The organism is Microbulbifer sp. A4B17, from assembly GCF_003076275.1.
Taxonomy (GTDB): Bacteria; Pseudomonadota; Gammaproteobacteria; order Pseudomonadales; family Cellvibrionaceae; genus Microbulbifer.
On record NZ_CP029064.1, the window covers coordinates 1,976,451 to 1,991,498 of the forward strand.

Annotated in this window: 13 protein-coding genes; 9 read left to right on the forward strand and 4 right to left on the reverse strand. The window is 43.9% G+C overall.

Annotation, left to right across the window (positions count from 1 at the left end):
- The first annotated feature begins 12 nt into the window (after nt 1-12).
- The 5 genes from BTJ40_RS08980 to BTJ40_RS09000 all read left to right on the forward strand — a co-directional run bounded on the left by BTJ40_RS08980 (nt 13) and on the right by BTJ40_RS09000 (nt 4,530).
- Nucleotides 13-960, forward strand: a complete 948-nt coding sequence (locus BTJ40_RS08980; RefSeq protein ID WP_108732766.1) for a hypothetical protein — start codon at nt 13-15, stop codon at nt 958-960.
- A 622-nt stretch (nt 961-1,582) separates the two neighbouring features.
- Nucleotides 1,583-2,260, forward strand: a complete 678-nt coding sequence (locus BTJ40_RS08985) for a hypothetical protein (RefSeq protein WP_108732767.1) — start codon at nt 1,583-1,585, stop codon at nt 2,258-2,260.
- A gap of 232 nt (nt 2,261-2,492) precedes the next feature.
- Complete coding sequence (locus tag BTJ40_RS08990) at nt 2,493-3,263, forward strand: reprolysin-like metallopeptidase (RefSeq protein ID WP_108732768.1); 771 nt, start codon at nt 2,493-2,495, stop codon at nt 3,261-3,263.
- Between the two features lie 492 nt (nt 3,264-3,755).
- Nucleotides 3,756-3,986 (forward strand): hypothetical protein, encoded by a 231-nt coding sequence (locus BTJ40_RS08995; RefSeq protein WP_108732769.1) that lies wholly within the window; start codon nt 3,756-3,758, stop codon nt 3,984-3,986.
- 97 nt (nt 3,987-4,083) lie between these two features.
- Complete coding sequence (locus BTJ40_RS09000) at nt 4,084-4,530, forward strand: hypothetical protein (RefSeq protein WP_157953975.1); 447 nt, start codon at nt 4,084-4,086, stop codon at nt 4,528-4,530.
- A 336-nt stretch (nt 4,531-4,866) separates the two neighbouring features.
- Here the strand turns inward: BTJ40_RS09000 and BTJ40_RS09005 are convergent, their stop codons facing one another.
- The 3 genes from BTJ40_RS09005 to BTJ40_RS09015 form a co-directional block, all read right to left on the reverse strand.
- Entirely contained in the window at nt 4,867-5,223 is a 357-nt protein-coding gene (locus BTJ40_RS09005; protein WP_238152171.1) for a DUF4870 domain-containing protein, read from the reverse strand.
- A 40-nt stretch (nt 5,224-5,263) separates the two neighbouring features.
- A complete protein-coding gene (locus BTJ40_RS09010) occupies nt 5,264-6,010 on the reverse strand; it encodes a metallophosphoesterase (protein WP_108732772.1) in 747 nt (248 codons plus the stop codon).
- Between the two features lie 91 nt (nt 6,011-6,101).
- Entirely contained in the window at nt 6,102-6,734 is a 633-nt protein-coding gene (locus BTJ40_RS09015; RefSeq protein ID WP_108732773.1) for a LysE family translocator, read from the reverse strand.
- A 112-nt stretch (nt 6,735-6,846) separates the two neighbouring features.
- Here BTJ40_RS09015 and BTJ40_RS09020 point away from each other — a divergent pair, with 112 nt between their 5' ends.
- A complete protein-coding gene (locus BTJ40_RS09020; RefSeq protein ID WP_108732774.1) occupies nt 6,847-7,974 on the forward strand; it encodes an NAD(P)/FAD-dependent oxidoreductase in 1,128 nt (375 codons plus the stop codon).
- A gap of 127 nt (nt 7,975-8,101) precedes the next feature.
- On the opposite strand, the gene BTJ40_RS09025 is transcribed toward BTJ40_RS09020, so the two are convergent.
- Complete coding sequence (locus BTJ40_RS09025; protein WP_369974274.1) at nt 8,102-8,446, reverse strand: ArsR/SmtB family transcription factor; 345 nt, start codon at nt 8,444-8,446, stop codon at nt 8,102-8,104.
- 1,652 nt (nt 8,447-10,098) lie between these two features.
- Between BTJ40_RS09025 and BTJ40_RS09035 the strand changes: the two genes are divergently transcribed.
- The 3 genes from BTJ40_RS09035 to BTJ40_RS23130 all read left to right on the forward strand — a co-directional run bounded on the left by BTJ40_RS09035 (nt 10,099) and on the right by BTJ40_RS23130 (nt 15,011).
- A complete protein-coding gene (locus BTJ40_RS09035) occupies nt 10,099-12,381 on the forward strand; it encodes a TonB-dependent receptor (protein ID WP_108732776.1) in 2,283 nt (760 codons plus the stop codon).
- 1,198 nt (nt 12,382-13,579) lie between these two features.
- Complete coding sequence (locus BTJ40_RS09040; protein ID WP_108732777.1) at nt 13,580-14,503, forward strand: haloalkane dehalogenase; 924 nt, start codon at nt 13,580-13,582, stop codon at nt 14,501-14,503.
- Between the two features lie 112 nt (nt 14,504-14,615).
- Complete coding sequence (locus tag BTJ40_RS23130) at nt 14,616-15,011, forward strand: GFA family protein (RefSeq protein WP_108732778.1); 396 nt, start codon at nt 14,616-14,618, stop codon at nt 15,009-15,011.
- Nucleotides 15,012-15,048 lie beyond the last annotated feature (37 nt).

Genomic DNA, 15,048 nt, shown 5'->3' on the forward strand with positions numbered 1-15,048 from the left:
GAGGTTGGAGAAATGGGAAAACGATATCAAGCGGCCTTTCTGGGCCTGATCTCGATTACGGCAAATGCCTGGTCCCTGGAGAATAACTATTCAGGCTCTGGGATAGTTGTCGAGGGCGCTGCCAAGGTGAAAACGGAAAACCTGTTTTCCTGTGCGACAGGTCGCTCGCGGCTGTCACCAGTGGGTACCAAAGAGGCGGAAAGTAAAGAGTTTACAGTTCCGGCTGAAGTAAATTATTACAAGCAGTACTTTGCCACTGATCTCTATAATCAGTGCTCTGGAGTCGCCCCCTCTTCATTAAAGGATGTCAATCTTGCAACGGTGCCGGTGGTTGATATTGATCAAGAGGGTGAGGTGGTTACTGGCTATATTTTTGCCGACAATTATTTTGAACTGTATATCAATGGTAAGTTAGTGGCCGTTGATCCGGTTCCTTTTACCCCGTTTAACTCCAGCGTGGTTAAGTTCAGGGTAAATAAACCTTACGATATTGCCGTAAAGGCGGTTGATTGGGAAGAGAACTCGGGAGAGGGTACGGAGAGCAATCGCGGTGTGCAGTCTCACCCCGGTGATGGTGGTTTTATTGCCAGCTTTTCCGACGGCACCACGACGAGTTCCAAGTGGCATGCCCAAACTTTCTATACAGCCCCTATTTATGACCTGGGGTGTGTGAAAGAGAGAGGGGAGGAGCGAAGCTCATCAGATTGTGCGGAAAGCCCAAAAGACCCGGGTGCCCAAATTTATTCACTTCACTGGAATATCCCAGAAAACTGGAAAGTCGATAATAAATACCTGTCTTGGCCTTTCGCGACAGAGTATACGGAGCGGCAGATCGGTGTAGATAATAAAAACGCTTACATGAATTTCCGAGATCAGTTTTATGGAAGTGGTGCCAAATTTATCTGGTCTAAGAATATAGTGCTCGATAATTTGGTGTTGTTGCGTTATCGGGTTGAGTAGCTTTGTCGCCATTCGCCAAATAACTATTGTGCATGGAAAACTCTATGCACAATATTTTCCCCTCAATTACTGAGAAGTAAATCATTTAAATTTTCTGACCAGTTATGTTTTGTCAGCTTTGGTCCTAAAGTTAGGATTTTCTCAATAGTGAAAAATTGGCTTCTGTTTTGAAATTAGAAATAGAAGGGGTTTTTACAGTCCATCTTGCATTTAATTTCTCGCAGGTCTGCAGGGTTATTTTTACTATTAATTCAGTAATTTCGTTTCTAGTGAAACTATATGTTTGAGTTTTTAGGAAAATCCTAACCGCATCACTGATTATTTTTGCCTCAATAATTGCTCTGGCCTATTTTGGTGCAGATGACGTTTTCGTGAAATATGTCTGCTTTTATCCCGAAGTTCCCCCCGTTTTTGAAAAAGAGTTTAGGTTTTTTTCAATCTTTATGAAAATTTTGTGAAAAATTTCCAAAAAAAAAGCTGCGTGATAATTAGGATCGACCGTCTCAACTAAATATCGAATGTTAAGAAGCGTAAAGATCTTAACAGAAGGTGGGCTGGTGAAGCTGTCGATAGGATGTGCTTTTCCGATGTACGTAGCGCTATGTTTTGAGAGATAAAGCTTGTGAGAAAAATAATCCCTCTCGTCGCCATCGCAGTGGCTGTAGGTTATTTCGTCTGGGCCAAAAGCCAATCTGAAACCGAAAAAACAGTCGTAGAACTGGAAAAACCAAAGCCAGCTATCAGTAAAGTTGCTCAAAAGGTAGAGCCGGCTCAATCTGAGGAAGTTCAAGCTATTGAAGAAGAGATCCTTGAGGCTGATCAGGAACAGGCCCTATGGGTAGAGTCTGAACTGGCCAGGGAAGTATTGCATGAAAATGGCCGTTTGCCGGTAGACCTCAATGGTGAAACTTATCTTGAATTGGATGTCCAGGCTCTCCGGAATCTCACTGTAGGGGACTATGTCGATATTAACATGCCGGGAATTGTAGGCGATTACGATGCGCAAGTTGGCAGTATCGAGGAGCATGCCAGTGGCAATAAAAGCTTACAATTAAATTTACCCGGGATGACTCGCCTGCACGGTGCAACTTTTACACTCGGTGCAAATTCTGTTTATGCCCAGCTTAACCTGCCCTCCGGATCATATACGATGGAGGCGCAGGGAAATTATGCGTGGATAGCACCTAATGGAGCATTAATTAAAAACCACGTAGAGAAACATGATAAGGATATGTCCTCTGAAGCACCTCGAGAAAAAACCTGGTCGGATGAAGATGTGCCACTCAACGACTTCAAATAAGAAAAGATTGATTCAAGGTAACTGAGCTTTGAATTGATTATCAGGCAATGGAAGGCCCAAGTAAATCCTGCAGATACCGGGGGCTTGTCTCCTCAGGCGATTAAAAGGCCAAGGATAGTTTTTTGATCGAGTCAGGGTATTAAAGCGTATTGCTAACTCCTTTGGGCAGTAATTTTAATTAATTGCTGGGGGAGGAGTGTGCACTACTTATTATAATAAAAGGAGTCTTATAATGAACCTGAAAAAAAGCCTGGCCGCTGCTATTGCAGCGCTGACTGTTTCCGGCGCTGCTAGTGCGGATACTGTCGATATTGCAATTATGTATACCACCCCAGCGGCGGAATATACTGGTGATATCTCAGCCAAGATCGACAACTATATCAGTTATGCTAACAATTCTTTTTCAAGAAATGGCATTGATATTCAATTGAACCTGGTAGATACCTGGCAAGCCTCCAGCTCTGATCTCCGTGTTAACGAAGAGACCCTGGACCTGATTACCTTCCATAACACTGTGAATAACTGGCGTTCCTCTGAAAAGGCGGATATGGTGGTTTTCCTGGGTAAGGCCGAAGAGACTGTAATCGATGGCAGCACCTATATCACCTGTGGTATTGCCTGGGTCGGCCAGGGTAGCAATGGCACCATGTACTCCAGCGCACAAGAGCGTGCCTACAGTGTAACCGGTGTTGACTGTGGTTATAACACTTTCGTTCACGAGCTGGGCCACAATATGGGGCTCGTCCACTCGACTAAACAGGGTGATACCACTGGTGGTGTTTATACCTACGGTATGGGTCATGGCGTAGATAACAAGTTCTCTACCATTATGGCTTACCCCTGGAGATACGGCGAAAACGTTACCCAGTACGATTGGTTCTCTGATCCTGATTGGTACGAGTGTGGTGGTTTGGCCTGTGGTGAGCGCTCAAACGGCGTAGACGTATCTAACGCTTACCGCGCTCTTGGTCCTATTACCGATGATATCTCTGGTTACTACTAATCGGCAGATAACCTGTTCCTGGTAATTATAGGGATTTCTGGCTTTTAGCTAGAGCGAAGTCGGGAGGTGCTCTCCCGGCTTTCTAGGTGGAATAGCCATACCGATTCCGGTCGGCCATTCCATGTTCCTTGTGTATCAAGGAATTAAAACCCCGCCTAAGGCGGGGTTTTTTCGTTTGGGGGTTCACTGTTTGATGAGCTTGAGGTAGGTAATTCAATGTGATTGAAGATTTTAACGGAGTGTGAAATAGGCCAATATAATAGTCATGTTTACAGGTTGGACCGGAAACTAATATAAAGTCCATAGGCATAATGGCTCATACGGCATTTGCTTTTATTTAAATGCTCCGGCGAGTTTGTTTATGATAATAGTCTGTACACTTGTGCAAAGTAACTTTAGATTTTCAATTTGAGGTCTAGGCTGACCTAATCAGCCAGGGTAAACTGATAACCTATTCGCTAAGAAATAATAATGTTGGGCTAGGAGTCCTTTATGGAAGTTGGTGGGATCAGTATCTTGCAATTGATCATCCTGTTGGTACTTTTATTGCTATTTATTTTGCCGGCAGCGCATGTGCTTTTTTCCAGTCGCTCCCATGGAGGTGCCAAATTTGGTTGGATTATTGGTATCCTGTTATTTTCATGGCTAGCATACGCCGCTTTTTTGATTATTACTCAGCCGGTTAAGGATGCCCAGGCAGCTAATAAGTCAAATCATAGTTGACCGTCAGGCAGGTGGTAGTTAGGTCCTAATGTTGGCTGGTTTAATTTGATGTCTCAAATTATATAGTCACTATATATAAATATCCGTGGTAATTGTTGTGAGTCTAAAGGAACATAAAATATCAATAACAGTGGCTTTCATTCCAATGTTTGCTCTACTGGTTGTTTCCTGGTTGCTAGTGCCGACTTGGTTTTCTGGGATATTATCAATCATTACAGAGAGTTACCCGGAAGGTAACCCGGACAATATTAATTACTCCGATTTTATGATTCCAATAGCCATTGTATTCCTGGGAACTATAGGTATGTGGGGGCTATTTAACTTTCTTAGTGGGGCTGAACTTGAAGATTCAATAACTTGGCGTTCAAATGCAGCCTTTGTTGTTGTCTTTCTGTCTGGTTTTACTGCGAGTGCCTATGTAGCACTAAAGGGGCTGCCTGGATTTCTTGGAAATGTAGAATATATTTTCACCTTTTTTATTCCTGTAGGGTTTTCAATTTACTTTTCCTGGTTGAGGTTCTATACCGGGAGAGGTGATAGCTAGGTAATTGACTTGAAGTGGTTGCGTCCACTCCTATGCTGAATCTAGAAACAAAGATATATACATCTATATTTATAGCTTCAGGTTCAGTAACGGAGTCAGTGATAGTCTTATGTTAATCTAAGGGCTTATCAGTTTGTTTTAGTTTTCTTGATAGCGAGAGGGAAATTCTTATTGGGCTTTAATGTCTTTGGGTGGTCTGTGGGCTGGTAAGTATCTATGTTGTACTGGCCAGCTGATTTAACTTAATCTGTGTGCCTTGTGTTAGTTGATATTGATAAATCAGTAAAAATTCACCAGCTATTCCATTTTAGCTGGAAAGCCAGAGAAGCCGTCAATTTAGCCAAAAAAGCGAATGCTTAGAGGGTAACGCCAAAATAGACCTTCATTGGCCCTGATTGCACCAATGATAATAAATATCACATTGATAATCGCCAATATAATTAGTCCGAGAATGCCGATACCAATAACTATCAGGATTGCAAAAACAATTGAGTAGATAAACAAGCTTAGCATCCAATTGAATATCATCTTGCCGTGCTTATCAATTTCTTGCAATCGATCCTTTGTTGTTGCCCACATAATAATTGGCAAAATAAAGCCCGCACCGGGAATAATGACCCAGGCCAGCTGGCTTAGGTGCAACAACATCAGAAAGGTGTTTTTCTCCATATTCCAGGGGCGATAATCTTCCACGTAGTTACTTCCTTTTTGATTCATAATCTTTGAGGGGGGGTTAGCTGGCTCGTCCCGTAGATAGATAGAAACCCCAGTCTTCTCGCTTGCGTGCCACGGCGTCCCGGGCGGCGCTATCTGTATCGTAACTTACATTGAAGAACTCTACATTCCAGGTTCCCTCTTTGCTTCTATCCACTAAGGCGTAACTCGCATGAGGGCTGAAGGTTTCCATAGAATGTGGTTGTGGTTCACTATCGGCATAAGCTGGTAGTCCAACACTACCTGGGTTAACGATCAACTGGCCACTACTCACACAGACGCTGCGAGGGATATGTGTATGTCCACATAGAATTACTTTTGAGTGAATCGTTCCAAGCAGGCCCAGGATTTCATGATTGGGGCGCAGTTGGGGATGTCCGCTGCTGACATCTTCCAACAGATAAGTAAGGTCATCGTTGGGAGTTCCGTGACAAATAAATACTTCATCAGTGATCTGTAAGCTGGGAGCCAACTGCTTCATCCATTGTACGGGTTCAGTACCCAGATCTTGCAGAATAAATTGCAGGGTTGGGTTGCTGTCAATTTCAGTAGGTGCTGCTTCGTAAATTTGCCGATCCTGGTTGCCACGGATGGTGATGTAATCCTGTTCCATTAAACGCTCATAAGTTCTTCTTGGGGCAATAGGACCATACAAAATGTCACCCAGGTTCAGGGTCAGGTCTGCACCTCTCTTCCTAAGGTCATCAATAATGGCATCCAGGGCATAAATATTACTATGGATGTCAGAGAGTACCGCTATTCGCATGGAAGTCTCCATTAGGTTATAGGATGTGCTTGAATAGCTCGTATATTTTCACAGTTTACTTCCAGGCGTCCATATGAATGTCAAATATTAGTTAGCGATCAACCGCCAGGCGTGTGGCCAAACCGAGGAAAGTGATACCGAGGAAACCATCCAAATGCCTGTGGACATTGGCGCGGGTAGTAAGAGATCTTCCTAACATACTAAACGAGATGGATATCAGAGTATTAAAAGCCAGTGCCGTAATACTTAAGAGTGATCCTAAAATAAGGATTTGAGGCGTGATAGCCTGAGTTGATACGGTAAACTGGGGCAGGAAAAGACTAAAGAAGAGCAAGGCTTTGGGGTTCATCAAATTGTTGAGTAAGCCCCGAAATATCAGTTGCTTTGCTGATAGGGCTAAGGTATCTGGTAGGCTGCTTGGAGTCGTTTTATTTAAAAACCAGCCTCTAAGTAATGCTATTCCAAGCCAGGCTAAATATGTGGCGCCTATCAGTTTTATTGCCAGTGCAACCAGCGGCATCGTCTGCATGATATGACCGAGCCCGAGAGTAACTAAAGCTGTTTGTAGCATTCCGGCAGTAAAAATACCCAGTGAAATCATTATTCCAGCAGTCGATCCACGAGCCGAGGAGTAAGCAGATATTAATAGCAGATCTGGACCTGGAGAGATAGCGAGGATGGTCGCTGCGATCAAGAAAGCGGGTAAGATACTGAGATCGATCATAAAAGGACTTGCCCTGAAATCGAGATTTTACCATAGCTTATTGGTTGGCACCTACAGTGGTTGAGTTTCGTTTTCACCTGGAGTCGATTCATGTCGTCATTTTGGCCCTAATATGGGCTTCTACAATAGAAATGAGTTCTTTTGTGGATTTGTGAAAGTAAAAGTGAGCGATACATATCAAGTACTAGTGGTTGGAGCCGGCCCGACAGGGCTCGCAGCGGCCTGCGCTTTATCTTCCTATGGCATCCGCTGTAGAGTGGTTGAACGCCGAACTGAACCCAGCAAGCTTTCTCGGGCGGTTGGTATTTTTCCCTGTACAATTAAACGCCTTGTTAATGTTGGCGTTCCGAATATCTTTGAATCTGAAGCAATGCAGCTTTGCAAAGTTCAATATCTTCAGGCGGGTAGACCTCTGTTATTTCTAGATAATCGAGGCGCAGCGTACAAAGAGTATGTCGGCCTTGGGCTGCCACAAAATCGAACTGAGGAAATTCTGAGAGACTTTTTACTTGAAAAGGGAATTTCAGTTGAATATGGCATAGCTGCTGTTGAAATAGAATCTTCAAATTGTGGGGCTGCCGTAACACTTTCAGATGGTAGCGCCGATAATTTTGATTGGGTAATTGCTGCTGATGGCGTTCATTCTACGATCCGTGAGAAGCTCGGTATTTCATACCCTGGCAAAGATTTGCCGCAGCCATGGGGGGTTGCGGATGTAGATATAGAGGGAGGCTGGGATCCTGAATTGGTTAGCGTGGATGTTCAAAAACCGGGTAATCAATTTACTATTGTGCTACCCATGGAAAAACAGCGCTTAAGAGTGGTTGCGACTCAACCAGATGCTTTGGAGGCGCTGGAATATCCATTAAAAATCAGCAAGGTTCGAAGTACTGGCAGCTTTCAAATCTCGATTCGCCAAGCAGAGAGCTATCGATTCCAGCGTGTTCTCTTGATTGGGGATGCCGCACATTGTCATTCTCCAGTTGGTGCAAAAGGGATGAATCTGGGTATTGCGGATGCAATAGCTGCAATTGATGCAATTGTTGAGGGGAGAGTAGACAGCTATTCAGTCGAGAGGCATAAAATAGGTGCGGCGACTATCCGTAAAACAGAAATCATCAGGCGAATTTTCAGCTCAAACTCTTCCGTCAGTAAAGGGTTTGTTCGAATGTTGGCGAAACTAATTGTAACTTTTCCAGCGGCGCGACATGCTTATATCCAGAATCTGACAAAATTGTGACCAGCTGTTTATGGTTTAAGGTTATCGGCAAAGCTGCCATTCTATAGCTCCAGCTCCACTGGGAACGCTGTCTGGTATCTCCATTCACTTGATTGTAATTAGCCACCTAGTTTATTTACGAGGTTGATTAATGTTGATCTGGTAGCGAACACTTGATGTCAGGACATTTTACCGGAGTGTTGAAATCATCATGGCAGCACTCATCTTGTAAAAATTGAATAACCTCAATCAGGTGCTGATACTCGGCTACACAGTAAAGAGTACGGCTTTCCCGCCGCTGGAAGATCAATCCCGCTGAGATCAGGCTTGATATATGGTGGGAAAGGGTTGAGCCGGGGATATTTAGTTGCTCTTGAATATTGCCTACAGGAATACCTGGCAAACCGGCTTTGACAACCTTTTTGTAAATTAACAACCGGGTTGGATGTCCCAGCTCTTTAAGTGATTTGGCGACTTCATCAATTTCCATCATGGTTTGATCATAAATTCTAGATTTGTCGAAATATATACAGTTTAGCCCTAAAGATAAAGCTTTTCCTCTCCCGCCTGGTAAGGCACTACCATTAGTTTCTCAGGATATAGAGGGAAAACCTGATTACTTACATCGTTTCAAACTATATTACTAAACTCACCGAATTAACTGAGCTTACCTGTTGGAATGCTTTACTGACTGATCTTACAGCCCAAGGCAAAAAAAGCGATATTTATATCGAAACCGGATTATCTTTCAGGCTATTGTTGTAGCCATAGGAATCTTTGCCAAATACAGGGACGTTATCGACTTTAGGCAGTGTGAGTTCTATCAGTCCTCTGATGGTTGGGATACTGTCCTTTCCAAAGGAAGCAGTTTCTATATGATTTACTGTGTATTTACCAACAAATAAAAATCGAGACTTGTTTATTCAGTGCTGTCAGCGAGTGCGACTGCTGATAGCGGTTCTTTTGAAGAGCGCCTGATCCACTTTGTTTAAAAAAATAACTGATGAACATTGGACTACAGGCTGACAGTTGGCTGTTTGCTGTTTGCAATTGTCCAGGCCTGATAACGTTGTGATTTTTGTTTTTTCACATTGGGAGAATAAAAGAGTTGCACAGAAGAATATTTGCCACCAGGCCAATAGTTTCCAGGCGTTGGCCAATGTGCTTTGCTGACTTTTGGAAGCAGCTTTTATCCAGGCTGCTCAGTATTTTAAAATTTGGGGATCTCAAAAGCTTTGAGGTCTGCTGAATTGTTCAGAGCCTTTAGTCAGGTGTGGTTGAGCTTGCGATATAGACTAAATAGTTGCTAATCCCAGCCAGTAGCATCGAAGGTGTCTCCGATAATAAGGCTTTAGAAAAATTTTGGGTCTAGACTGAGCCTGGCTGAAACAGCTTAGCTCTAATGACCTTTAGTCAATTCAACCGGCCCATGATCATCACAGTGGTCACCGTGAACATGGTGTAGCCGGCCATTTACCAAGTAGTCAATATGGTCCCCGTGGGGTACCTGTTCATGTCCACAATTCTCGCCGTGAACATGCGAGTTATCATAGCCCCCAGCGATTGGATGGCATCCGTCTGGGTTACGAGTGCTGACCTCTAAGACATGCTCATCATAATGGTCTTGATGGGCACGGTGTAGGCGGCCGTCATGGAGATAGCAGATATGATCCCCGTGCTGGATCGCGGTATGGCCGCAGTGGCTACCGTGAGTATGTGAATGATGCTTCACCTGTTGGCACTTGCTTCTGTCCACGATAAACCTCCTGACTCATTGGTTCTTTTGTGAGCTATATGCGGCTAAATGCCTGTCTATTTGACATTATGGTCCCCGGCAGGGACCAGTCTCTTAAAAATTTAAGAACATCTGCGGGCAGTTTCCACATATGAATATTAAGTAGTGTTGAAAACTTGTCTGTTGCTGACTCTCAATCTTGATTCTTGGCATAAAAAGGGGATTTTGTGACTGTTTGTTCAAAAATGTCCATCAATTCAGTTTGCAATCGATTGCAATTGCGATTTATAGTTAAAAAGACGGTGTCTTAAGTAGGGTTTGCAGTCTTTTTGCAATCGATTGCATTCGCTTGATAACAATATTACCGCAGCATCAGAACAGATAAGAATGACGATGAGAGGGAAGAGTTGATGAGCAAGAAACCTTTGGCGCAGGCCGTATCCCTGGCCGCGCTCTCAGTTGGCTTTTGCGCATATGCCGCAGCCCAAGAGATTAGCCCTGAAAACGAAATGGTGATGGAAGAAGTTATCACCACGGGCACCCCCGGCGGTGCGGGCATGCGTAAGCTGGATGCCAGTTTTTCAATCACAACTTTAAGTGATGAGGAGATTAGCAAAGCCTCTCCTTCAAGTACTGCAGACCTGTTGAAGTCAGTTCCTGGCCTTTGGGTAGAGAGCTCCGGCGGTGTTTCTGGAGCTAATATTGATGTTCGGGGTTTTCCTGGCGGTAGTGATGCCCCCTTTGTAACGGTGTCCATGAATGGACTACCGCTATACCCAGCGCCGACACTCTCGTTCTTGGAAAACTCATCTCTATTCCGTGTAGATGAAACTATACAGCGAGTGGAGGCTTTGCGTGGTGGACCCAATCCGGTTTTCTCCAATGGACAACCTGGTCTGACCACCAACTTTATCTTGAAGGAAGGCACAGAAGAGACAGAGGGGCGCTTTAAGTACACCCTCTCTGACTATGATCTGCAGCGGACCGATGCCGTGATGACCGGTAAGGTTTCGGATGATGTTTACTATATGGTTGGAGGTTACGTATCTTCTTCTCCAGGTATTCGTGATGCGGGTTTCGATGCGGAGGAGGGACACCAGTTTACCCTGCACATCACTAAAGAGATGGATAATGGCAAAGCGGGTTTCTATATTCGGGATACAAAAGATACCGGTACCTGGTATTTGCCCAATGCTGCATTTTTAGCAACAGACTACACCCAGGTAGGCCCCAGTAATCGCAAAGTTTCAGTACCTATCACTCAGGCTGATGGTAATGGTGGCTCAGAAACCACCTGGGAAACTTTCGACATGGGGGAAGGACGCGGCTGGAATGGCAATGTAGCCGGTGCTTATCTGGAGCTGGATCTGGGGAACGGCTGGAGTCTCACCGAACGCTTTGGATTAACTGCGGGTAACGCTGATACTTTGGGTTTTGTTCCTAACGGTTCGCCTGTATCAGTAAGTTCCCTTACAGATCAAACTGTAGTTACTGCGTCTGGAAATGAACTCAGCAGCGATACTCTGGTACAGCAGTTTGGTGCCTGGGTGGTGCGTAAAGATATTGAGGCTACGACAAATGACATCAGCCTGGCAAAAGAGTGGGATAGTTTTAAAGTAACAGCTGGTTATTATACCTCAAGCTGGGAAGTGGACGAATGGTGGTCACTGGGTAACCAGAAATACTACGTATTGGGCCAAGATGGGGAGCTGATTACCGGAACTGCAGATGGTTCTGAGCTTACCGGCGACCTTGCCTGTAATACATCTGTAGATATCTCTACTTGTGATTGGAAGTATGATGTGGACGCCGTGGGCGATGCCCGTGAAAATGCTTTTTACCTCGCAGGCGAGTTCTACTTAGGAGACTTTACCTTCGACCTGGGAGTACGTTCCGCGAATCGCAAAACCAATTACTCTGTGGATCACGGTGAGCGTGACGGAAACTTCACCACCTATAAAGCCGATGAAGATGGCACTGCCTATACAGCGGCGGTGGACTGGGCATTTGCCGAAAATATGGGAACCTTCTTCCGTATCAATTCCGGCTTTAAATTTGCTGACTTTGACAATTATCGCGAGTTTGGTGACAGCTTCCTGGCGGGATCTGACCTTGTGATCGATATTGACCAGTACGAACTTGGATATAAGTTACAAGAACAGGATTACTCTCTCTTCGCGACCCTGTTCTACAACGAAACCCAGGGTATGCCTGACTGTATTATTGGCAGCAGTACCTGTACTCGCTTGGAGACTGAAGCGCTAGGTCTCGAATTGGACGGCAAAGTTCATTGGGGAGATTTCACCTTTGGGTTAAATACCACCCTGCAAAAGCCAGAAATCACGAGTGGTGAGTATGAAGGCAATCAGGTTATGCGCCAACCAGAGTATCAGGTACGCCTGAGCCAGAACTATGATTTCACGCTGAATAATATTGATATGGCTGTGTATACTGACGTGAGCCGGGTAGGTGATCGTTTCAACGGCAGCAGTAACGAAGTAACCTTGCCAGCCTACACCAAAGTTGACCTGGGTGCAGTGGCCTATATCAATGATATTACTGTGCAGTTGGCCGTGGACAACTTGACTGATGAAGATGGTATTACTGAAGGAGATCCTCGCGATCCTCTAGCTTCTAATGTCCGTTATATATTGCCGCGCAATATCAAGCTGAGCTTCGCATACGACTTTTAATCTCATGCCTCTCCCATAGGCTTCCAAGCTTTGCCGCACACTTCCCTAGTGTGCGGCTTTTTTATTGCCTGGAAATTTAGCCCTCAATCATTTTGCTTGAACATAAAAAATTTCACTGCTCACGATGGGGATTGTAGCCACTTAAATTAAATTTGGATTAAAACGAATAGTGGTTCTCATTGTTCAAGTCTAAATGTGAGTCATTACCTTTCCTGCTGCCGATAGTTGATCCTAGTAACTATGTAGGGGGGTAGGTAAGCTTTAAATCTATAAAAGATAGAGTCTTTTATATTTCTATCGTGAAATATTGCTGAGTATGTATTACACATGTAACTCCGTTTATTGGTATCTGGAGGTGTGTCGTGCCTGTCCGAAATAAGAAAATGGTAAAGCCATTTTTATGTTTATACTTTTTTTGACTATCTCGGATAAAGCACACAAGGTGTAGATAGATGCTTAAAAGCCGCGAAATGAAGGTCAATATATTACGAGTTTTTACACTCCCAGCTCTGAGTCAAAAAGTTAAAGTATATAAATTACAGTTGGCTGAAAAGTATCCATATCTGTAGCTCTACGAAAAGTTTATTGTTGCTATGTAAGTCCTCAGTGAGAAAGTCAGATGGATATAAGAATCGGAAGTCTTAAGTTTGAAGATATTAAAATGAGTATTACTTGCTAGATCGAAGATACTAGTAAAGCCTGTCGATTGATGTTGTTTAATATAATGACATTGCGCGAATATTCCGAGGAAGAAAGTTTCTGTTTGTAGGGAGATATTGCTACTTATATTTAAAGTTTTATGAGGTATCTATAATGAAGTGCAGTTGTACATGAACCCCATATCTTTACTGACGGATCATTGATAACAAATTCGATTTTATTGGAATTGTTGGGTCTGATTGTACTGAAACTAGCGGCTTTAGACTAATCAAAATGATGTATTAAGATACTTTCGACAATTTGGCACCTAATAGATCTTTCGCGCGTTGAAATTAAAGATCATGCCATGTTTAAGGAGCAAATTTATCCTTAATATCTGACAAGACAGTCGATATATTTTTCTATGAATATTTTTTTCTAGTATGAAGCGCCTATACAAGTACTGCAATGGGTAGTTTCTGAGCTCCTATGCGGCAAGCCTGACAGAGGTTAGACAGGTAAGGCGCTTGCCTAACTTTCAACTAAAAGAGGGTTGCTAATGTCTATTGAACGATTAAGAACTCCAGAGGAGCGCTTTTCTGTATTGCCAGGTTTTCCTTATTGTCCTAACTATGTTGATAGCCTGGAAGGTTATGATTCCATGCGCATGGCATATATCGATGAGGGGGAGCGGGATGCGGACACCACTTTTCTTTGCCTTCACGGAGAACCCAGCTGGAGTTACTTATACCGAAAAATGATCCCTGTATTCGTTGAGGCTGGGCACCGTGTAATTGCTCCGGATTTGTTTGGATTTGGTCGCTCTGACAAACCGGTGAGAGAAGATGTGTACACCTTTAACTTTCATCGCAATAGCCTGATGCGCCTGATTGAGCACTTGGACCTGAAAAACATCACTTTGGTTTGTCAGGACTGGGGTGGACTATTGGGATTGACCCTCCCAATGGATATGCCGGGTAGATTTACTCGACTGTTAGTTATGAATACGGCTATTGCAGCGGGAGATGGTGCATCTGAGGGATTCTATCATTGGAGAAATTTCTCTATTAGCGTACCGGAAATCCCTGTGGGAGGGTTAATTGCCAACGATGCGCGATCAGAGGTCAATCTGTTCGATATAGTAGCCTATGATGCCCCTTTTCCCGACAATCGATATAAGGCTGGAGTCCGTCGATTCCCTTCAATTGTACCGGTTGACCCTGAAATGGAGGGTGTAGAACTGGGGTTAAGGGCTCGAGAGTTCTGGTCAAAGACCTGGAGTGGAGAAAGCTTTATGGCGATTGGAATGAGAGACCTTGTCCTAGGTGAGAAAGTGATGGAGATGCTTAGAGGTATTATAAAAGGCTGTCCAGAACCACTCAAAATTGAGGAAGGTGGTCACTTCGTGCAGGAATACGGTAAAGAAATCGCTGAAAAAGCACTCTGTCACTTCAAGCTCTCTTTAGCAGTTACTGAAAAGTAAGGTTCAGCCAGTGCCGGGTCAGAATGGTCCCGGCATTTCTTTTTTTGTTAAATGACAAGTTGTATATTTGGAGGCGATATTTAATTTTAGTATTTATGAGTTCAACTAAATTATGATCAAAGGAAGTTGTCACTGTAAGAGTATTCAATTTGTAATTGACGAAGCGTCTTTGGATGTCCGTAGGTGCTATTGTGAAACGTGTAGGAAGTTGAGTGGAGCTGATTATTCAGTGGTAGCATTGGTTAGTAGAAGTCAGTTTGCAATGGTTGGCAAACGACAGAAACTTTCACAATATATTTCTAAGCCAGGGAAGACACAACATACATGCTTTGCACCGATCTTCGTTGAAGTAGAGTCGCAACCTGATCTTTGTCGTGTTCGACTGGGGTTACTTGATAACAGGCCCTCAGTAAATGTGTCTGGCCATATGTGGGTAAGTGAGATGCCTTCATGGTGTAAGATTGAAGATGAACTACCGATATACACTCATGATTACCCTGGGCGATAAGCAGAGGTTCGTCAGGGAATTAAGGTCTTCGGATAAG

Coding starts and splice junctions, on each gene's coding strand:
- BTJ40_RS08980 (WP_108732766.1), top strand. CDS start 13: ATGGGAAAACGATATCAAGCGGCCTTTCTGGGCCTGATCTCGATTACG.
- BTJ40_RS08990 (WP_108732768.1), top strand. CDS start 2,493: ATGAACCTGAAAAAAAGCCTGGCCGCTGCTATTGCAGCGCTGACTGTT.
- BTJ40_RS08995 (WP_108732769.1), top strand. CDS start 3,756: ATGGAAGTTGGTGGGATCAGTATCTTGCAATTGATCATCCTGTTGGTA.
- BTJ40_RS09010 (WP_108732772.1), bottom strand. CDS start 6,010: ATGCGAATAGCGGTACTCTCTGACATCCATAGTAATATTTATGCCCTG.
- BTJ40_RS09015 (WP_108732773.1), bottom strand. CDS start 6,734: ATGATCGATCTCAGTATCTTACCCGCTTTCTTGATCGCAGCGACCATC.
- BTJ40_RS09020 (WP_108732774.1), top strand. CDS start 6,847: ATGGGCTTCTACAATAGAAATGAGTTCTTTTGTGGATTTGTGAAAGTA.
- BTJ40_RS09025 (WP_369974274.1), bottom strand. CDS start 8,446: ATGATGGAAATTGATGAAGTCGCCAAATCACTTAAAGAGCTGGGACAT.
- BTJ40_RS09035 (WP_108732776.1), top strand. CDS start 10,099: ATGAGCAAGAAACCTTTGGCGCAGGCCGTATCCCTGGCCGCGCTCTCA.
- BTJ40_RS09040 (WP_108732777.1), top strand. CDS start 13,580: ATGTCTATTGAACGATTAAGAACTCCAGAGGAGCGCTTTTCTGTATTG.
- BTJ40_RS23130 (WP_108732778.1), top strand. CDS start 14,616: ATGATCAAAGGAAGTTGTCACTGTAAGAGTATTCAATTTGTAATTGAC.